The 18,265-nt window shown below is 71.4% G+C and carries 19 protein-coding genes; 9 read left to right on the top strand and 10 right to left on the bottom strand.

Annotated elements, in window-relative coordinates:
- Positions 1–46: 46 nt before the first annotated feature.
- Together CHF15_RS19375 and CHF15_RS19385 are read right to left on the bottom strand one after the other, a co-directional pair.
- Complete coding sequence (locus tag CHF15_RS19375; protein ID WP_089225090.1) at positions 47–670, bottom strand: DUF6230 family protein; 624 nt, start codon at positions 668–670, stop codon at positions 47–49.
- A gap of 619 nt (positions 671–1,289) precedes the next feature.
- Positions 1,290–2,249: a tetratricopeptide repeat protein gene (locus CHF15_RS19385; RefSeq protein WP_089225091.1), complete on the bottom strand. Its 960-nt coding sequence runs from the start codon at positions 2,247–2,249 to the stop codon at positions 1,290–1,292.
- Between the two features lie 192 nt (positions 2,250–2,441).
- On the opposite strand from CHF15_RS19385, the gene CHF15_RS19390 reads away from it, so the two are divergent.
- On the top strand, positions 2,442–3,059 hold the full coding sequence (locus CHF15_RS19390; protein ID WP_089225092.1) for a TetR/AcrR family transcriptional regulator: 618 nt from the start codon (positions 2,442–2,444) through the stop codon (positions 3,057–3,059).
- A 202-nt stretch (positions 3,060–3,261) separates the two neighbouring features.
- A complete protein-coding gene (locus tag CHF15_RS19395; protein ID WP_089225093.1) occupies positions 3,262–4,398 on the top strand; it encodes a DUF3103 family protein in 1,137 nt (378 codons plus the stop codon).
- A gap of 101 nt (positions 4,399–4,499) precedes the next feature.
- Here the strand turns inward: CHF15_RS19395 and CHF15_RS19400 are convergent, their stop codons facing one another.
- The 3 genes from CHF15_RS19400 to CHF15_RS19410 form a co-directional block, all read right to left on the bottom strand.
- Positions 4,500–6,200 (bottom strand): acyl-CoA mutase large subunit family protein, encoded by a 1,701-nt coding sequence (locus CHF15_RS19400; RefSeq protein ID WP_089225094.1) that lies wholly within the window; start codon positions 6,198–6,200, stop codon positions 4,500–4,502.
- A gap of 152 nt (positions 6,201–6,352) precedes the next feature.
- A complete protein-coding gene (locus CHF15_RS19405) occupies positions 6,353–6,688 on the bottom strand; it encodes a DUF3817 domain-containing protein (RefSeq protein ID WP_089225237.1) in 336 nt (111 codons plus the stop codon).
- Positions 6,689–6,747: 59 nt separating this feature from the next.
- Positions 6,748–7,254 (bottom strand): MarR family winged helix-turn-helix transcriptional regulator, encoded by a 507-nt coding sequence (locus tag CHF15_RS19410; protein WP_089225095.1) that lies wholly within the window; start codon positions 7,252–7,254, stop codon positions 6,748–6,750.
- 417 nt (positions 7,255–7,671) lie between these two features.
- On the opposite strand from CHF15_RS19410, the gene CHF15_RS19415 reads away from it, so the two are divergent.
- On the top strand, positions 7,672–9,297 hold the full coding sequence (locus CHF15_RS19415; RefSeq protein WP_089225096.1) for a M4 family metallopeptidase: 1,626 nt from the start codon (positions 7,672–7,674) through the stop codon (positions 9,295–9,297).
- A 99-nt stretch (positions 9,298–9,396) separates the two neighbouring features.
- On the opposite strand, the gene CHF15_RS19420 is transcribed toward CHF15_RS19415, so the two are convergent.
- Entirely contained in the window at positions 9,397–10,620 is a 1,224-nt protein-coding gene (locus tag CHF15_RS19420; protein WP_089225097.1) for an MFS transporter, read from the bottom strand.
- 92 nt (positions 10,621–10,712) lie between these two features.
- Between CHF15_RS19420 and CHF15_RS19425 the strand changes: the two genes are divergently transcribed.
- Positions 10,713–11,687, top strand: coding sequence for an ArsR/SmtB family transcription factor (locus CHF15_RS19425; protein WP_089225098.1), 975 nt, complete (start codon positions 10,713–10,715; stop codon positions 11,685–11,687).
- A 36-nt stretch (positions 11,688–11,723) separates the two neighbouring features.
- Here CHF15_RS19425 and CHF15_RS19430 read toward each other — a convergent pair whose 3' ends face one another.
- Positions 11,724–12,017, bottom strand: a complete 294-nt coding sequence (locus CHF15_RS19430; RefSeq protein WP_089225099.1) for an MTH1187 family thiamine-binding protein — start codon at positions 12,015–12,017, stop codon at positions 11,724–11,726.
- The gene (locus CHF15_RS19435; protein ID WP_089225100.1) at positions 12,014–12,367 is read right to left on the bottom strand and encodes a DUF3817 domain-containing protein; all 354 of its coding nucleotides are present in this window, start codon (positions 12,365–12,367) and stop codon (positions 12,014–12,016) included. Before CHF15_RS19435 ends, CHF15_RS19430 begins: the two co-directional genes overlap by 4 nt.
- Positions 12,368–12,622: 255 nt before the next feature.
- On the opposite strand from CHF15_RS19435, the gene CHF15_RS19440 reads away from it, so the two are divergent.
- The 4 genes from CHF15_RS19440 (at position 12,623) to CHF15_RS19455 (ending at position 15,225) form a co-directional block, all read left to right on the top strand.
- Positions 12,623–13,261, top strand: coding sequence for an AIM24 family protein (locus tag CHF15_RS19440; protein WP_089225101.1), 639 nt, complete (start codon positions 12,623–12,625; stop codon positions 13,259–13,261).
- The gene (locus CHF15_RS19445) at positions 13,261–13,911 is read left to right on the top strand and encodes an AIM24 family protein (RefSeq protein WP_089225102.1); all 651 of its coding nucleotides are present in this window, start codon (positions 13,261–13,263) and stop codon (positions 13,909–13,911) included. Before CHF15_RS19440 ends, CHF15_RS19445 begins: the two co-directional genes overlap by 1 nt.
- Positions 13,908–14,684 (top strand): AIM24 family protein, encoded by a 777-nt coding sequence (locus CHF15_RS19450; RefSeq protein WP_018563498.1) that lies wholly within the window; start codon positions 13,908–13,910, stop codon positions 14,682–14,684. Before CHF15_RS19445 ends, CHF15_RS19450 begins: the two co-directional genes overlap by 4 nt.
- Positions 14,685–14,748: 64 nt before the next feature.
- Positions 14,749–15,225, top strand: coding sequence for a MarR family winged helix-turn-helix transcriptional regulator (locus tag CHF15_RS19455; protein ID WP_089225103.1), 477 nt, complete (start codon positions 14,749–14,751; stop codon positions 15,223–15,225).
- Positions 15,226–15,264: 39 nt separating this feature from the next.
- Here the strand turns inward: CHF15_RS19455 and meaB are convergent, their stop codons facing one another.
- A complete protein-coding gene (gene meaB / locus CHF15_RS19460; RefSeq protein WP_089225104.1) occupies positions 15,265–16,221 on the bottom strand; it encodes a methylmalonyl Co-A mutase-associated GTPase MeaB in 957 nt (318 codons plus the stop codon).
- A 105-nt stretch (positions 16,222–16,326) separates the two neighbouring features.
- On the bottom strand, positions 16,327–17,502 hold the full coding sequence (locus CHF15_RS19465) for an acetyl-CoA C-acetyltransferase (RefSeq protein WP_089225105.1): 1,176 nt from the start codon (positions 17,500–17,502) through the stop codon (positions 16,327–16,329).
- 172 nt (positions 17,503–17,674) lie between these two features.
- Between CHF15_RS19465 and mce the strand changes: the two genes are divergently transcribed.
- Positions 17,675–18,103: a methylmalonyl-CoA epimerase gene (gene mce / locus CHF15_RS19470; RefSeq protein ID WP_018563502.1), complete on the top strand. Its 429-nt coding sequence runs from the start codon at positions 17,675–17,677 to the stop codon at positions 18,101–18,103.
- Positions 18,104–18,265 lie beyond the last annotated feature (162 nt).

An 18,265-nucleotide genomic window follows, 5' to 3' on the forward strand; every position in this document is an offset into this window, starting at 1 on the left:
GAGGAGGGTGAGGGGCATCCCGTGCCCCCCACCCCCTCTGGTCAGGCTAGAAGCACTCGAGCTTCTGGCCGGAGCCCATCTTCACCGACATGCTCAGCCCGCTGAGCTTGAAGGTGCCCGCGCTGGTTGCCCACGCGGTCTGCTGCACACCGGTGAGGTGAGCCTTCCGGGCCTCCTGGGCGAAGGAACCGGGGTCGGTCTTGTCACCGGCCTTGATGCCGGGACCCTGCTCGGTGTCACCGGCGGCGACACCGATGTTGATGTCGGTGAACTCCGCATCGGCGTCGAGCTGGTCGAGGTCGATGTAGAGGTTCTTCGCCTCGACCTTCTTGCCGCCGTTGCCGGCGCCCAGCTTCAGCGTGACGTCACCGATCGGCGTCGGCACGACCACGGACTGGCACAGTCCGGTGATCGTGGCCGAGTCGAACGCGGACACCGCGACCGGGACCGGCTTGCCGCCGTGCTGGATGTCGAGGGCTCCGTACTGGACGAAGCCCTCACCCTGCAGGTCCTGGGCGGCGACCTTGAACTGCTGGCCCGACACGCTGAACGAAGCGGCGAGCGCGCCCTGCCCCAGGGCCACGCCTATCGCCGCGGTGGCGGCGACACTCGGGACCATGACAACGGCGAACCGCTTCCATCTGGTACCGCCGCGGATGAGCGACTCCATGACTTTCCTCCTTCTCGGACGTACATCTCCGGCCGGAATCGTGGGGATTGCGGCGGGATGGGAGAAGTGCTACGTCCTCGGGAAGGAGAGCGCCGTATCGACGGCCGTCACGCGGGTAAGAGCGGACGACACTGTCCGAAAATCGGCGATCACCCCCGAGCGACAACCACACGGCCACGCTCTCGCGCAACCTGCTGGACAGGCCCCGCCGGACGGCGGAGACCCCCCTGTCCGTGGTCCGCGTCCGCTGCTGGCACAGCTTCGACGTCCCCGCCCGGTGGGGACCCGCGCTCGAATCGGACGGCTGGATGCCGACTTCTCGGCGACGGACCGGGCTTGGCCGATCGTGGTCCATTCGGCGCCGCTGCACAAGGGGCGTCGTTACTAGCGGGTAACGGTGCGATAACCCAGAAGATATGGTCTAGACCACAACGGTTACCCTGCGTAGTTGCGGTGAGGGTGTGAAAATCGCCCATCGGGTGATAGATGCGGACACATTCCTGTCACTCTCTTACCGGAAGTAACAGCGGCCGCGCTTCATCAAGATTTGGTAAAGCGCGGCCGGTCCCACACCGGGCTCGAAATGGCTTTCGAGGCACGGCCACCTTACGTGATCAGGTCAGAACAGCACTCGTGCGAGCGCCGCGCGGGCGGCCGTCACCCGGGGATCGTCGGAACCGATCACCTCGAACAGCTCCAGCAGCCGCAGCCGCACGGTGTCGCGGTCCTCGCCCACGGTGCGCCGCACGGTGTCCACCAGCCGGCCGAAGGCGTCCTCGACATGGCCGCCGACCAGGTCCAGATCGGCCACGGCGATCTGCGCCGCGACGTCCGCCGGTGCGTCGGCCGCGGCCTTGCGGGCGGCCTGCGCGTCGGCGCCCTCCACCCGCTGCAGCAACTCGGCCTGCGCCAGGCCCAGCTTCGCCTCGGCGTTGGCCGGGTCGTCCGAGAGCACGTTGCGGTACGCCTGGATCGCACCACCGAGGTCGCCCTGGTCCAGCGCGTCGTGCGCCGCCGACAGCGCGATCTCCTGCGCGGTGGGCGGCCGCTCCTCGGCGACCGGCACCTCGGCACCCTCCTCGGCCGGCACCCCCGTGATGCCGAACCGCTGCTCGGCCACGGCGACCAGCTGGTCCAGCACCTCGCGGATCTGGTCCTCGGGAGCTGCGCCCTGGAAGAGCGGCATGGCCTGGCCGGCCAGCACCGCGAACACCGCGGGAATGCCCTGCACGCCGAACTGCTGCACCAGCAGCTGGTTCGCGTAGACGTCGATCCTGGCGACGACGATCCGGCCCGCGTAGGTGGCGGCGAGCCGCTCCAGCGTCTCCTGCAACTGCACACTCGCGTCCGCGCGGTCGGTCCAGAAGTGGACGACGACCGGGACCTCGGTGGAGCGCTGCAGGACATCGCTCTCGAAGGTGGCCTCGGTGACCTCGGTCACCAGGGCGGGGGCGGCGGGCGCTCCCCCGTTGCGGGCGGCTTCCGCGCGGGCCTGTTCGGCCTTCGCCTTGGCCTCTCCGGCCGCCTTCACCGCGGCGAGGTCGACCACGCCGCTCATGGACATGTTCCGTGGCTGCATGAGACCAATCCTCCCCCCTCGTCGCGGTTCCCGGGGAATCGCCCCCCGAAAGCGCCACCTGCGGCGCGCGGCGATGACGCACCACCCGATGCGAAGTCCCCGACTCGCACGCGGTGGCCGCCACTCTTTCGATACGACCCGTAGCGTAACTGCAGGGTCGCACGCCGCGCAACGGGGATAGGGTTCCCAGCCATGTGCGCGCGTGAAACAGGCAGAAGGACCGGACGTCCCCGCAGTGCGGAGGCCGACCGGGCGATCCTGGACGCCGCGCGGCAGGCCCTGGTCGAGCTCGGCTGGGGCAGGCTCAGCATGGGCGACGTCGCGGCCCGCGCCGGGGTCGCCAAGACCACCCTCTACCGGCGCTGGGCGAACAAGAACGAACTCGTCGTCGACGCGGTCGCCGCGCTCTTCGACGAGCTCGAACTGCCCGACCGGGGCAGCCTGCGGGCCGACGTGGAGGGCGTGGTGCTGCAGTTCGCGGCCCTGCTGGAGCAGCCAGCCACCAGGACCGCGCTCATGGCGGTGGTCGCCGAGGCCACCCACGACGAAGCGCTGCGGCGGCGGATCCGGGCGGCGATCGTCGACCGGCAGAAGCGCCTGGTCATCGAGGGCCGCCGGCGGGCCCAGGAACGCGGGGAGATCCCGCCGGACGACGGCGACCCCACAGCGCAGGTCGACCTCATCTTCGACGTCATCGCGGGGGCCGTGGTGCACCGCGCGCTCGTCAGCTGCGAACCGGTGGACGCCGACTGGGCGGCCCGCTTCACCACCGTCCTGCTGGGCGGGCTCGCGGCGGCCTCGGCGATCTAGCCGTCGCCGGGAGTTCGGCCGATCTTCCTTCGAGGAAACCTCAACACCCCTTGCCCGTATGGCATGTCATCGTCATGCTTACCGGCGGGTCATCTACTCGCATAGACAACCCGGCGGCCAGGCATGGCCGTTGCTCGGCGTTCCCTCGTTCCACCCTGTCAGCGCGCCCATTGATCGCTCGCCCCCAGGAGGATCGATCCACGTGAGACACCCTCACCCCGGTCGGCGCGGCGTCGTCGCCACCGTCGCCGCCTCGCTGATCGCCCTGACGGCCGCACAGAGCGCCACCGCGCTCCCCGCGACCGCCGCCCCGCGTGCCCACGCCCCGTCGTCCGCCGTCACCGTGGCGGAGGACCAGGCGGCGCGCGCCATCGCCGGTTCCCTCTCCGACGCCTCGTGGCGCGCCCGCGTCCGCCACGCGGCGCTGTCCTCGGACGAGGTGGCCGTCACCGAACTCGCCGACCCGCAGTTGCGGCCCGCGCTCGCCGACGCCGACCGGCGGATCGCCGCCGCCAAGGGCCTCGGCGCGGACGTCGGTTCCCTGCTGCGGCTGCGGCTCGGGGACGACTCGATGCGCGGGGCGCTGGCCTCCGGTGTCACCCCCTGGGTGGCCGCGGCCAGCTCCGACGAGGACGCCCGCACCGTCACCGCCTACGACAGCCGGGGCCGGGCCCACCGCCTCGACGCCCGTACCGCCCCCACCCACCCGGTGTACGTCGTCGACATCGACGGCTCCAAGGCGCTGGCCGCGGGCCTGGACGTCCTGCGGGGCGAGCTGGACCGCCAGGGCCTGACGTCCTCCGAGCGGCGCTCCGCGGCGCCGTCCTCGTCGGCCGGGGCGGCCGCGGCCGGCTTCTGGACCACGCGCATCACCCAGGTCCGGCTCTCCGACGACGAGGAGCCGTGGGTCAAGGGCGACGCCGAGATCTACACCCTCGTCACGGGCTTCGGCCAGGACGGAGTCGTGCGGGTCGACCCCGTCGACATGCCGTACCTGGACAACGACGGGACGACGTACAGCCCGAACCAGATCCTGGTCAACTGGTCGCTGTACAAGTACAACCTCGCCGACGCCGTGATGATGGAGGACGACGGCAGCACCAACTACCGCGACCTGGCCAAGGCCATCGCGGGGGTCCTGCTGACCATCGCCGACCAGGGCGCCTACATCCCGCTGGTGAACGCGGTCCTGGACGCGATCCCGGACGACTGGTGGACCGACGACCCGGACTACGTCGACTCCTGGTACACGCTGGCCCGGAGCGACAACGGCACCCGCAACGGCGCCCGCGGCAACGGCTGGATGACCCTGCAGCCGTACTTCGTCGAGCAGTTCTGAGCCGTGTGCCCGCCGCCCCCGGACTCCGGGGGCGGCGGGCACGACGGCCGGCGGGGCCCGTCGGGAACACGCGCTGTTCCCGACGGGCCCCGCGTCGTCCGTCAGAAGCGGGCGGGCTCGGTGTAGCTGCCCCACTCGTCGCGCAGGGCGCCGCAGATCTCGCCGAGCGTGGCCTCGGCCCGCACCGCGTCGAGCATCGGCCCGATCATGTTGCTGCCGTCCCGGGCGGCGGCCAGCATCGCGTCCAGCGCCTTGCGGACCGCCGCGTCGTCGCGCTCGCCCTTGCGGTCGGCGAGCACGCGGACCTGCTCGCGCTCGACCTCGTGGCTGACCCGCAGGATCTCCAGGTCGCCCGTCACCGAGCCGGTGTGGCAGTTGACGCCGACGACCCTCTTGTCGCCCTTCTCCAGGGCGCGCTGGTACTCGAAGGCGGCCTCGGCGATCTGGCCGGTGAAGTAGCCGTCCTCGATGCCGCGCAGGATTCCCGAGGTGATCGGGCCGACCGGGTGCCTTCCGTCCGGCACCGCGCGGGCGCCGAGCTCCTTGATCTTGTCGAAGATCTTCTCCGCGTCCGCCTCGATGCGGTCGGTCAGCGCCTCGACGTACCAGGAGCCGCCCAGCGGGTCGGCCACGTTGGCGACGCCGGTCTCCTCCATCAGCACCTGCTGCGTGCGCAGCGCGATCTCCGCCGCCTGGGCGCTGGGCAGCGCCAGCGTCTCGTCCAGGGCGTTGGTGTGCAGCGAGTTGGTGCCGCCGAGGACCGCGGCGAGGGCCTCCACGGCGGTGCGGACGACGTTGTTGTACGGCTGCTGGGCGGTGAGCGAGACGCCCGCGGTCTGGGTGTGGAAGCGCAGCCACTGCGCCTTGTCGGTCTTGGCGCCGTACACGTCGCGCATCCAGCGGGCCCAGATCCGGCGCGCTGCGCGGAACTTGGCGATCTCCTCGAAGAAGTCCAGGTGCGCGTCGAAGAAGAAGGACAGGCCCGGCGCGAAGGTGTCGACGTCCAGCCCGCGGGACAGGCCCAGTTCCACGTAGCCGAAGCCGTCGGCCAGGGTGTAGGCGAGCTCCTGCGCGGCCGTGGAGCCGGCCTCGCGGATGTGGTAGCCGGAGACCGACAGCGGCTTGTACGCGGGGATGCCCGCCGCGCAGTGCTCCATCAGGTCGCCGATCAGGCGCAGGTGCGGCTCGGGGGCGAACAGCCACTCCTTCTGCGCGATGTACTCCTTGAAGATGTCGGTCTGCAGGGTGCCGTTGAGCACACCGGGGTCGACACCCTGGCGCTCGGCGGCCACCAGGTACATGCAGAAGACCGGCACCGCGGGGCCGGAGATCGTCATGGAGGTCGTGACGTCGCCGAGCGGGATGTCCTTGAACAGGACCTCCATGTCGGCGGCGGAGTCGATGGCGACACCGCAGTGACCGACCTCACCCAGCGAGCGGGGGTCGTCGGAGTCGCGGCCCATGAGGGTGGGCATGTCGAAGGCGACGGACAGACCGCCGCCGCCCGCCTCAAGGATCATCTTGTAGCGCTCGTTGGTCTGCTCGGCGTTGCCGAAGCCCGCGAACTGGCGGATCGTCCACGTACGGCCCCGGTAACCGGTCGGGTGCAGTCCGCGCGTGAAGGGGTACTCGCCGGGCCAGCCGATCCGCTCGAAGCCGGGCACCTCGGCGCCTGCGGGCGGCCCGTACGCCGGCTCCACCGGGTCCCCGGAGAGGGTGGTGAAGTCGGCCTCGCGCTTGCGCGCGGCGTCGTAGCGCGCCTGCCAGCGGCTGCGCCCCTCTTCGATGGCTGCAGCGTCCATGCCGTGTCTCCGCCTCTCTCGCCTGCCGGGCCGGTCCCCGTACCACGAGGATGACCCCTACAAGGCGAAAATACTAGGACGTCCTAGTACCTGTCGACGGCGGATCCCCCCGTCCGCTGAACGAGGGGAGGAAGTCGCTGGTCAGGCCGGTCTCAGACCTTGACGGGTTCACCCGCGGGGACCACCAGGGGCGCGACCTCGCGGCGTACCTTGCGCTCGACGAAGAACGCGGCGGTGGGGATCGTGCCGGCCAGCAGCACCCAGGCCAGCTTGCCGAGCGGCCACTTCGCCTTGGAGCCCAGGTCGAAGGCGAAGACCAGGTAGAGGACGTACAGCCAGCCGTGGGCGATGCTGACGACCTTGGTGAAGCCCGCGGCGCCGTCGATCTCCAGCACGTACTTGCCGATCACGCCGATGGTCAGCAGCACCAGCAGCACGCCCGTCACGTAGGCGAGCGTGCGGTACCGGGTCAGAACACTCTGCTTCATGCGGACGAGCGTAACCGCTGCGATTCCGGCGCCCACCACGGCCCCGGCCGTGGTGCGCATCACGCCTCGAAGTCCCCAGCGGCTATGCGCAGCGGTCGCAGCAGGTCGAAGATCTCCGCGCACTCCTCGTCGTCGTACGCGCCGAGCCCGAACTTCATCCCCATGAGGTCCTCGGTGGCGGCCTCGCACACCTCGCGGCCCTTGGCGGTGATGGAGGCGAGCGTGCCGCGGCCGTCGTTCGGGTTGGGCCGCTTGGCGACGAAGCCCGCGGCGACCAGGCGGTCGACGGTGTTGGTGACCGAGGTGGGGTGCACCATGAGGCGTTCGCCGATCTTGGACATCGTCAGCTCGCCCTCCTTGCTGAAGGCCAGCAGCACCAGTGCCTCGTAGCGGGCGAAGGTCAGCCCGTACGGCTTGACGACGGAGTCGACCTGGGAGAGCAGGATCTGCTGGGCGCGCATGATCGACGTGATCGCGACCATCGAGGGCACACGCCCCCAGCGCCGGGTCCAGATCTCGTCGGCACGGGCGATGGGGTCGAAGGGCAGGCTCAGCGGCTTGGGCACAGGCCCGAGCCTACCCGTCGGTCACATGCTGGGCAGCCGCGTCTCGCGGGGCGGGACGGCGCCGTCCGCCGTCGCCTTGGTGCGCGTGATCGTACGGCGGGTTCCCGTCACACGTATTACCGCGATGTTTCAGCCACCCGGGACGCGGATCGTGACCGGAAAGCCGCCCTCCCCGGGGAGGGTTTCCCCTACGCGTGGGACGGAGTTGTCACCCTTTGGGACGGGAGATGGCCGCATGGGCCGGGGTCGCCGTCGCACGAACCGGCCAAAGGATGAAATGCACCTGTCATTAACCCGTCGTTCGGTGCGAGGCTCCTTGCCGCGCGGAACACCGCGCACCCCCCACACGGCCCCGGTCACCCACATGCCCGGGGTCCTCGCCCGTCGCCCCCACGCGACGGGAGCCAAGGAGTCACATTGCGCAAGAAGCTGGCATTCGGCACGCTCGCCGCCGCCTCGGCGCTCCTGGCCGGCGGTCTCCAGTCCCTCGCCGCGAACGCCCAGAGCGCCCCCACCGCCCAGGGCATCGCCGCATCCCACGCGCAGGCCCTGTCCGACGCCCGCGGCGAGGCCGCCGGCCTCGCCGGGAGCCTCGGCCTGGGCGACCGCGAGCAACTGACCGTCAGGGACGCCGTCGTCGACCCCGACGGCACCCGTCACCTGCGCTACGACCGCACCTACGCCGGCCTGGAGGTGCTCGGCGGCGACCTGGTGGTGCACCAGGACAGGAGCGGCGCCACCCGGTCCGTCTCGCGCGCGGTCACCGCGAGAATCGCGCCCGCCACGCTCACGCCCTCCGTCACGGCCGCCGCCGCCCGGGAGAAGGCCGCGGCGACGGTCAAGGGCCTGCTGAAGACCCCGCTCGTCAAGGGCGAGGAGCCGCTGAAGGCGGTCGGGTCGGCCGCGGCCCCCGAGAAGGTCGTCTGGGCCGTCAGCGGCACACCCCGCCTGGCGTACCGGACCGTGGTCCACGGCACCCAGGCCGACGGCACGCCCAGCGCGCTCAACGTCATCACCGACGCCGCCACCGGCGCCGTGATCCAGCGCTACGAGGGCATCCAGACCGGCAGCGGGACCGGCGTCCACGTGGGCTCGGTCCAGCTCACCACCACGAAGTCCGGCAGCAGCTACACGCTCAAGGACGCGAGCCGCGGCGGCATCTACACCACGGACCTGAACAACCGCACCAGCGGCAACGGGACCACCTTCACCGACACCGACGACGTCTGGGGCAACGGCTCCGCCTCCAACCGGCAGTCGGCCGCCGTGGACGCGCAGTTCGGCGCGGCGGCGACGTGGGACTTCTACAAGAACACCTTCGCCCGCTCCGGCATCCGAGGCGACGGCAAGGGCTCCCTGTCGCGCGCCCACTACGGCAGCAACTACGTCAACGCCTTCTGGGACGACAGCTGCTTCTGCATGACCTACGGCGACGGCTCGGGCAACACCCACCCGCTGACCGCTCTCGACGTCGCGGGCCACGAGATATCCCACGGCGTCACCAGCGCCACGGCCGGCCTGACCTACTCCGGCGAGTCCGGCGGCCTCAACGAGGCCACCTCCGACATCTTCGGCACCATGGTGGAGTTCTACGAGAACCTGCCCTCGGACACGCCCGACTACCTCATCGGCGAGAAGATCGACATCAACGGTGACGGCAGCCCGCTGCGGTACATGGACAAGCCGTCCAAGGACGGCGCCTCCGCCGACTACTGGTCGTCCTCGGTGAAGAACCTCGACGTCCACTACTCGTCGGGCGTGGCCAACCACTTCTTCTACCTGCTCTCCGAGGGCAGCGGCGCCAAGACCATCAACGGCGTGAGCTACAACAGCCCGACGAAGAACGGCTCCACCGTCACCGGCATCGGCCGCGCCAAGGCCGCCGCCGTCTGGTACCGCGCGCTGACGGTGTACTTCACCTCGTCCACCAACTACGCCAAGGCCCGCACCTCCACCCTGAGCGCGGCCAAGGACCTGTACGGAACCGGCTCCGCCGAGTACAACGCGGTCGCCGCCGCATGGACCGGGGTCAACGTCAGCTGACCCAGGACCGGTTGACCCGACCGGCACCCCATCACTCGTGGTGCCGCGGACCGCCCCATACGGTCCGCGGCACCACGAGCACGTTTCCGCCCGGCCCGCTCAGACGCCGTCTGCGGCGGTCCCCCGCACCCGCGCCAGCACCACCAGCACGCACACCGTCCCCGCACCGGCCGCACCCGCCGCCACCACATGCGGCGCGACGAACTCCGCCGCCGCACCCGCCACCGCCATCCCCAGCCCCTGGATCGTCATCAGCCCCGCCGACTGCAACGTCATCGCCCGCCCCCGCAACGCCTCCGGCACCGCCGCCACGAACCACTGGTCGAGACCGAGGGTGTACGCGGCCGTCAGGCCCGTGGTGAACATCGCGGCGACGGCCAGCGGCAGCGAGGGGCGCAGGGCGAAGAGGGCGTACGGCAGGAGCGAGCACGCGACGAGCGGAACGGTCAGGCGGGCGCGGGCGGCAGGCGGCAGGAAGGCGCCCGCGAGGAGTTCGCCGAGGACGGTGCCGACGGGCATCGCCGCCATGAAGAGACCGAGGCCCGGGGTGCCGGCGCCGATCGAATCGGTGTAGGGGGCCGCCAGCGCCTCCGGGAACACCACGAAGAACGGCTGGATCCAGCAGAGCAGCAGCAGGGCCCGCACCCGGGGGTCCCGCATCAGGCGGCCGGTGCCGCCGGCGGAGCGTGCCGCGCCGCCGCCGCGCGCCGGGCGGCGTGCGGTGCCGAGGCGCAGCAGCAGCGCGGAGCCCAGGAAGGCCGCCACGGTGATCGCCAGCGCGGCCCGGGGCGGGACGACGACCAGCAGGAACCCGCCGACGCCGAAGCCCACGATCTGCGCGCCCTGCGCGACCATGCGGATCAGGGACCGGCCCAGCACAAAGGTGTCGCCCGGCAGGATGTCGGCCAGGCTCGCGGCACGGGTTCCGGTGAACACCGGCGCGATCATCGCCATCACGCAGCGCAGCCCCAGCAGGACCGCGATCGGCGTCCCGGGCAGCACCATCCCGGCCGCGCACAGGGCGCACAGCAGGTCGCAGACGACGAGCACCCGGCGCGGCGGGAAGCGGTCGGCGATCCCGGCGAGCAGGGTGCCGCTCAGCGCGTACGGCACGAAGCCGAGCGCGAAGGTGAGCGCGGTCAGCAGCGGCGACCCGGTGAGCCGGAACACCAGCACGGACAGCGCGATCTCGGCGACCACGGTGCCCTGGAGCGACAGCACGTGCGCCGCGAAGACGGCCCGGAACTCCCGTACGGCGAAGACCGCGCGGTAGCCGCGCCCGGCGGCCGGGCCGGCCGCGGTGGTGTCGGTGTTCAGCGTCATGGGCGCAGCCTGGCGGCCCGGAGGGGGCGCGGCGTAGTGTTTCGGCTCCAGCCGAAAGCATCGGGTCACCACCGGGGAGCGAGGGGCGTGCCGTGCCGTTCCGCATGCGTTTCGGACCGGACGACCTGCTGCGCTGCCGGTTCGCGGTCTCCCCGCTGTGGGAGACCGAGGGCGCGGTCCGCACGCTGAAGGAACCCGGGCTGCAGGCCTACCACATGCCCTGGCTGCGGCAGACCCGTGAGGCGGCCCGCGCGCTGGACCTCACCCCGCTGTGGCTGCTGATGCCCCGCCCCGGTCACAGCCCGGACTTCCTCTGCCCGCCACCGCAGGGCCCGTCGGCGGCCATCGAGGACGAACTCGCCCGGGTGCGGGCGACGGACCCGGAGGTCGCCCGGCAGGACCTGGCCCGTTCGCTGGCGGACACCCCCGGCGCCGCCGCCACCCCGCAGGGGCGGGCGATGCTGGCCGACCCGGCGCGCGCGGTAGGGGAACTGGCGGACCTGTACGAGCGCGCATGGCAGGCGCTGGTCGCCCCGTACTGGCCCCGGCTGCGCGCCGTGCTGGAGGCGGACATCGCCTTCCGCGCGCGCCGGCTCGCGGACGGCGGGCTGAGCGGCCTCTTCGCCGACCTCCACCCGTCGCTGAGCTGGGCCGACGACACCCTCACGCTGCACAAGCCGACGGAGCACGACCGGGACCTGGGCGGCGACGGCCTGGTCCTGGCGCCCAGCGTCTTCGTGTGGCCGGACCTCGCGGCGGGCTTCGACCCGCCCTGGCAGGGCACCGTCGTCTATCCGGCCCGCGGCATCGGAGGGCTGTGGCAGGCGCCGCAGGCCGCCTCCGAAGCCCTCGTGCGGCTGCTCGGCGCCAACCGCGCCGCCATCCTCGGCGGGCTGGGCGAGCCCGCGACCACGACCGCGCTCGCCCACCGGCACGGCCTCGCGCTGTCGTCGGTGTCGGCGCACCTGGCGGTCCTGCGGGACGCGGGCCTGCTCACCTCGCGCCGCTACGGCCACCAGGTGCTGTACGAACGCACCCCGCTGGGCGGCGCGCTGGCCGGCGACTGACCGCCGGTGCGCGCTACCCCGCGGGGTGCGGTGCGGCTACTGCGCGAGGTGGCGCTCGACGGTCTCCACCTTGGAGGTGAGCCCGTCGGTGACGCCGGGCCGGATGTCGGCCTTGAGGACCACCGAGACGCGCGGCGCCCGGGCCTCGACGGCGGCCACGGCGCGCTTGACGACGTCCATGACCTCGTCCCACTCGCCCTCGATGGAGGTGAACATCGCGTCGGTGCGGTGGGGCAGGCCCGACTCGCGGACCACGCGGACCGCGTCGGCCACGTACGCGCCGACCTCCTCGCCGACGCCGAGCGGGGTGACGGAGAAGGCGACGATCATGCCTCGACCACGCCTTCCTTGAGCTCCTTGCGCGCGCGGGCGGCGATGACGCTGTCCTCGGCCTCGCGGCGCAGCCTGCGCTCGGCGAAGAAGCCGCCGGTGGGGAGGACGGAGAGCACGAAGTAGAGCGCGGCGCGGCCGAGCGGCCACTTGGTGCGGTTCCAGGCGTCCAGCCAGAACACGACGTAGAGGACGAAGAGGGAGCCGTGGACGTACCCCATCACCGGGACCGCGTTGAAGTCCGTGGTGCGCTTGAGCACCGAGCAGATCAGCAGGAGCAGGAAGGAGACCCCTTCCGGGGCGGAGACCAGGCGGAGCCGGTTCAGGGCGGAGGCGGTCTTGGTGTCCACGGGACCTCACTATCGGGACAGGGGACTGCGGCGGGCGCCGGCGCTGAGGATCGGATTGTTTGTGAATGCGATCACAAACGCTCCGTCCATTATGACCCGGCCACCGGGCCGCCCCTCCCCCGGGGTCGCGGGGCGCCGGTGAACCGCCGGCGCGCGGACGGCGTCCCCCTCCACGACACGCGATACGAAACCTGTGAACTTCACATGACGAGGACCCTGGTGACGGGTTCCTCCCGGACGGATACGGTCTGACCCGTGGCTCAGTTTCGATTGCAGGGCAGCAAGGTGCTCGCCGTGGACATGGCCGGCGACGCCGTGAAGGCGAAGAACGGCTCGATGGTCGCGTACGACGGCCAGATGAGCTTCAAGAAGATGTCCGGGGGCGGCGAGGGTCTGCGCGGCATGGTGACCCGACGGCTGACCGGCGAGTCCATGGAGGTCATGGAGGTACGAGGGCAGGGCACCTGCTACTTCGCCGATCGCGCGAGCGAGATCAACCTCGTGCGGCTGAACGGCGAGAAGCTCTACGTCGAGGCCAGCAATCTGCTCGCCACCGAGGCGACGCTGCGCACCGGCACCACCTTCACCGGGCTGCGCGGTGCCTCGCAGGGCAACGGCCTGTTCACCACCACGGTGGAGGGCGCCGGCCAGGCGGCGATCACCTCCGACGGCCCGGCGGTGGTGCTCCGCGTCAGCCCCGGGATGCCGCTGCAGGTGGACCCGGGCGCGTACGTGGCGCACACCGGCAACCTCCAGCAGCACTTCCAGACCGGCATCGGCTGGCGGACGGTGATCGGCGAGTCGGGCGGCGAGTCCTTCCAGATCCGCTTCGAGGGCGACGGCCTGGTCTACGTGCAGCCGAGCGAGCGCAACACCATCGGGGGGCAGGTCTGATGCCGTTCACCCGCATCAACTCCAAGATGGTCGAGGCCCAGGTGCTGCCGGGCCAGCGGCTGTTCAGCCAGCGCGGCGCGATGCTCGCCTACCGGGGGAACGTGAGCTTCACCCCGAACATGCAGGGCGGCCAGGGCGGCATCGGCTCCATGATCGGCCGCCGGCTCGCCAACGAGGCGACCCCGCTGATGACCGTCGAGGGCCACGGCTCGGTGATGTTCGGCCACGGCGGCCACCACGTGCACTGCGTGGACCTCGGCGGCGACACCCTGTACGTCGAGGCGGACCGGCTGCTGGCCTTCGACGGCTCGCTGCGGCAGGGCACGATGTTCATGGGGTCCCAGGGCGGCGTCATGGGCGTCATCCGCGGCCAGGTCACCGGCCAGGGGCTGTTCACCACCACCCTGCAGGGGCACGGCGCGGTCGCGGTGATGGCGCACGGCGGCGTGATCGAGCTGCCGATCACCCCGCAGCGCCCGGTGCACGTCGACCCCCAGGCGTACGTCGCCCACCGCGGCGACGTGCGCAACAAGCTGTCCACCGCGCTCGGCTGGCGCGACATGGTGGGCCGCGGCTCCGGCGAGGCGTTCCAGCTGGAGCTGTCGGGTCAGGGCACGGTCTACGTCCAGGCGAGTGAGGAGAAGCTGTGAGCACCGGACCGGTCGTCCACGACCCGTACACCCTGCCGGTCGACGACAACGTCAACCCGTACGCCTTCAGCGTCGACCTGAAGGGCCAGTGGTTCCTGCAGAAGGGGAAGATGATCGCCTACTACGGGCAGATCAGCTTCCACGGCATCGGCCACGGCGCCCTCGACGGGCTGATCCGCAGCAACTTCCACTCCCCGCTGCACGCCGCGGACTGGGTGGTCGCCGAGGGCCAGGGCAAGATGATCCTCGCCGACCGGGCGTTCGACGTGAACTCCTTCGACCTGGAGGACGGCAACCTGACCATCCGGTCGGGCAACCTGCTGGCCTTCCAGCCGGGCCTGTCGCTCAAGCAGTCGATCATCCCCGGCTTCCTCACCCTGATCGGCACGGGGAAGTTCGTGGCGGCCTCCAACGGCGCCGTGCACTTCGTCGAGCCGCCGGTCCGCGTCGACCCGCAGGCCCTGGTGGGATGGGCGGACTGCCCCTCCCCCTGCCACCATTACGACCACGGGTACATGCGCGGCGTCCTGGGCGGGCTGCGTGCGCTGACCGGCGTCGGCGGCACCTCGGGCGAGGAGCACCAGTTCGAGTTCGTCGGCGCGGGGCAGGTGCTGCTCCAGTCGAGCGAGGTGCTCATGCCCGAGCAGGCCACGGGCGCGGTCCCGCACGAGGCCGGTGTCCCGGGCGGCGGGACGGGCACCCCGGGCGCGCCGCAGGGCGTGCCGAGGCTCCCCGGACAGCTGGGGGACTTGCAGCGCCGCTTCGGTCTGTGAACCTACCGACACGTACCGGGACCCCGAATAATCCGGATTTCAACTTTCTGGGTATAATTCCATCATGGAGACAGAGACCGGCACCCTTTGGCTGACCGCCGACGAGCAGCGCACCTGGCGCATCCACCTGGAGGTCAGCAAGCTGCTGACGCACCAGCTCGAACGGGATCTGCAGCCGTTCGGTCTGACCTACAACGACTACGAGATCCTGGTGAACCTCTCGGAGTCACCCGAGCACCGCATGCGGATGAGTGACCTGGCCCGCGCCACCCTGCAGTCCAAGAGCCGGCTGTCGCACCAGATCAGCCGCATGGAGGCCGCGGGCCTGGTCCGCCGCGAGAACTGCGAGTCCGACCGGCGCGGGCTGTTCGCCGTCCTGACCGAGGACGGCTGGGAGACCATGCGCAAGGTCGCCCCGCACCACGTCGCCGCCGTACGGGAGCACTTCATCGACCTGCTCCCCGCCGAGGACCTGGCGGCCCTGCGCAAGGCCCTCAACCCGGTCGCGGACCACCTGCGCGCGGTGCGCGGCAAGGCCTGACCCACCGCCGCGAGAGCCCGCGCCCGAGGGGCGCGGGCCTCAGGCCCGCTCGGTGAGGCCCGCGACGAGCTCGTCGGCGGCGGCGTACGGGTCCAGCGCGCCGGCGACGATCCGTTCGGCGAGCGCGCCGAGGCGGCGGTCGCCGTGGAGGTCGCCGATGCGCTCGCGCAGCGTGGTGACGGCGATGTGCTCGACCTCCAGGGCCGCGCGGCGCAGCCGGCGCTCCGCGAGCACCCCGTGCTCCTCCATCCACGCGCGGTGCTTCTCCAGGGCCTCGACCACCTCGTCGATGCCCTCGCCGCGGGCGGCGACCGTCTTGACGATCGGGGGGCGCCAGTCGCCCGGCCGGCGGGTCTCGCCCAGGCCCAGCATGTGGTTGAGCTCGCGGGCGGTCGCGTCGGCGCCGTCCCGGTCGGCCTTGTTGACGACGTACACGTCGCCGATCTCGAGGATGCCCGCCTTCGCCGCCTGGATGCCGTCGCCCATGCCCGGCGCGAGCAGCACCACGGAGGTGTCGGCCTGGGCGGCGATCTCCACCTCGGACTGGCCGACGCCGACGGTCTCCACCAGGACCACCTCGCAGCCGGCCGCGTCGAGCACGCGGATCGCCTGCGGCGCGGCCCAGGCCAGACCGCCCAGGTGGCCTCGGGTGGCCATGGAGCGGATGTAGACGCCGGGGTCGGACGCGTGGTCGCTCATCCGGACCCGGTCGCCCAGCAGGGCGCCCCCGCTGAACGGCGAGGAGGGGTCGACGGCCAGCACCCCGACCCGCTTGCCGGCCCGCCGGTACGCCGAGACCAGCGCCGACGTCGACGTGGACTTGCCGACGCCCGGCGAGCCGGTCAGCCCGACCACGTACGCGCCGCCGGTCAGCGGCGCGAGCGCGGCCATCACCTCGCGCAGCTGCGGGGACGCCCCCTCCACCAGCGAGATCAGCCGGGCGACCGCCCGCGGGCGGCCCTGCCGCGCCTGCTCCACCAGGGTGGGGACGTCCATCGCCAACGCTCCTCTTCGCCTTTCAGGGGCTCGGTTCGCCTCCGGTTCGCTCGGCCGCTGTCGACAGCGGCCGCTCCCCTTCGGCTCATTCGCCCGCAGTTCGTGTCAGTTGCCCGGTACGCGGATGATCAGGGCGTCGCCCTGGCCGCCGCCACCGCACAGGGCCGCCGCGCCCACACCGCCGCCGCGGCGCTTGAGCTCCAGGGCCAGGTGCAGGACGATACGGGCGCCGGACATGCCGATCGGGTGACCGAGGGCGATGGCACCGCCGTTGACGTTCACCTTTTCAGGTGTCACACCCAGGTCCTTCATTGACTGCACCGACACCGCGGCGAAGGCCTCGTTGATCTCGATCAGGTCCAGGTCGCCGACCGACAGGCCGTCCTTCTTCAGGGCGTGCGCGATGGCGTTGGACGGCTGCGACTGCAGCGAGTTGTCCGGACCGGCCACATTGCCGTGGGCGCCGATCTCGGCGATCCACTCCAGGCCCAGCTCCTCGGCCCTGGCCTTGCTCATCACGACCACCGCGGCGGCGCCGTCGGAGATCTGCGAGGAGGTGCCCGCGGTGATCGTGCCCTCCTTGCTGAAGGCGGGGCGCAGCTTGGCGAGCGACTCGGCCGTGGTCTCGGCGCGGATGCCCTCGTCCTTGGCGAAGACCACCGGCTCGCCCTTGCGCTGCGGGATCTCCACCGGGGTGATCTCGGCCTCGAACAGGCCGTTCTTCTGCGCGGCCGCCGCCCGCTGGTGGGACAGCGCGGCGATCTCGTCCTGTTCGGCGCGGCCGATGCCCAGGCGGGTGTTGTGCTTCTCGGTCGACTCGCCCATGGCGATGTTCTCGAAGGCGTCGGTGAGACCGTCGTGCGCCATGGCGTCCAGCATCTGGACGGCGCCGTACTTGAAGCCCTCGCGGGACTTGGGCAGCAGGTGCGGGGCGTTGGTCATCGACTCCTGGCCGCCGGCCACGACGACGTCGAACTCACCCGCCCGGATCAACTGGTCGGCGAGGGCGATGGCGTCCAGTCCGGAGAGGCAGACCTTGTTGATCGTCAGCGCCGGCACGTTCATCGGGATGCCGGCCTTGACCGCTGCCTGACGGGCCGGGATCTGCCCGGCACCCGCCTGGAGCACCTGGCCCATGATCACGTACTGCACCTGGTCACCGCCGATGCCCGCCCGGTCCAGCGCGGCCTTGATGGCGACGGCGCCGAGCTCGGCCCCGGAGAAGGTGCGCAGCGAGCCGAGAAGCCGGCCCATGGGGGTGCGCGCACCCGCGACGATCACGGACGTTCGTGCCTGGCTGGTCATGACGCGGCCCCTTTGCACGGAGGGAATGTTAACGATGGTTTTCGAGGGTGGTGTCAATGTACTGAGGGGTGGAGCCGGCGGTCACCCGGCAGACGGTGTGATCGCGCGCACGTTGCGTGACCATGCGGACCGGCGGTCCACTGGAGTCATGCTGACGCGAATCGACCACATCGGCATCGCCTGCTTCGATCTCGACAAGACCGTCGAGTTCTACCGTGCCACCTACGGCTTCGAGGTGTTCCACACCGAGGTCAACGAGGAGCAGGGTGTGCGCGAGGCCATGCTCAAGATCAACGAGACCTCCGACGGCGGGGCCTCCTACCTCCAGCTGCTGGAGCCCACCCGCGAGGACTCCACCGTCGCCAAGTGGCTGGCCAAGAACGGCGAGGGGGTGCACCACATCGCCTTCGGCACCGAGGACGTCGACGCGGACGCGGCTTCCGTGCGCGACAAGGGTGTGCGGGTGCTCTACGACAGTCCGCGCAAGGGTTCCATGGGGTCGCGGATCACCTTCCTGCACCCCAAGGACTGCCATGGAGTGCTCACCGAGCTCGTCACCTCGGCCAAGGACCACTGACCGGAGACGACTCGCCCCGGTAGAGTGGCCTGGCGACCCCGGGGTGGGCTGGGGTACCTGCCCGCGCCTCGGCGTGGGATCGGACACAATTCTCCGCAAGGCTCCGCGGTAAACGGGGCCCCGGGGAATCTCACTCGGTTGGCGGGTGGGTACACCAGGAGA

This window comes from Actinacidiphila glaucinigra (assembly GCF_900188405.1).
GTDB classification, from domain to species: Bacteria; Actinomycetota; Actinomycetes; order Streptomycetales; family Streptomycetaceae; genus Actinacidiphila; species Actinacidiphila glaucinigra.

Coding starts and splice junctions, on each gene's coding strand:
- CHF15_RS19445 (WP_089225102.1), top strand. CDS start 13,261: ATGCCGTTCACCCGCATCAACTCCAAGATGGTCGAGGCCCAGGTGCTG.
- CHF15_RS19405 (WP_089225237.1), bottom strand. CDS start 6,688: ATGAAGCAGAGTGTTCTGACCCGGTACCGCACGCTCGCCTACGTGACG.
- mce (WP_018563502.1), top strand. CDS start 17,675: ATGCTGACGCGAATCGACCACATCGGCATCGCCTGCTTCGATCTCGAC.
- CHF15_RS19420 (WP_089225097.1), bottom strand. CDS start 10,620: ATGACGCTGAACACCGACACCACCGCGGCCGGCCCGGCCGCCGGGCGC.
- meaB (WP_089225104.1), bottom strand. CDS start 16,221: ATGGACGTCCCCACCCTGGTGGAGCAGGCGCGGCAGGGCCGCCCGCGG.
- CHF15_RS19430 (WP_089225099.1), bottom strand. CDS start 12,017: ATGATCGTCGCCTTCTCCGTCACCCCGCTCGGCGTCGGCGAGGAGGTC.
- CHF15_RS19390 (WP_089225092.1), top strand. CDS start 2,442: ATGTGCGCGCGTGAAACAGGCAGAAGGACCGGACGTCCCCGCAGTGCG.
- CHF15_RS19455 (WP_089225103.1), top strand. CDS start 14,749: ATGGAGACAGAGACCGGCACCCTTTGGCTGACCGCCGACGAGCAGCGC.
- CHF15_RS19400 (WP_089225094.1), bottom strand. CDS start 6,200: ATGGACGCTGCAGCCATCGAAGAGGGGCGCAGCCGCTGGCAGGCGCGC.
- CHF15_RS19375 (WP_089225090.1), bottom strand. CDS start 670: ATGGAGTCGCTCATCCGCGGCGGTACCAGATGGAAGCGGTTCGCCGTT.
- CHF15_RS19385 (WP_089225091.1), bottom strand. CDS start 2,249: ATGCAGCCACGGAACATGTCCATGAGCGGCGTGGTCGACCTCGCCGCG.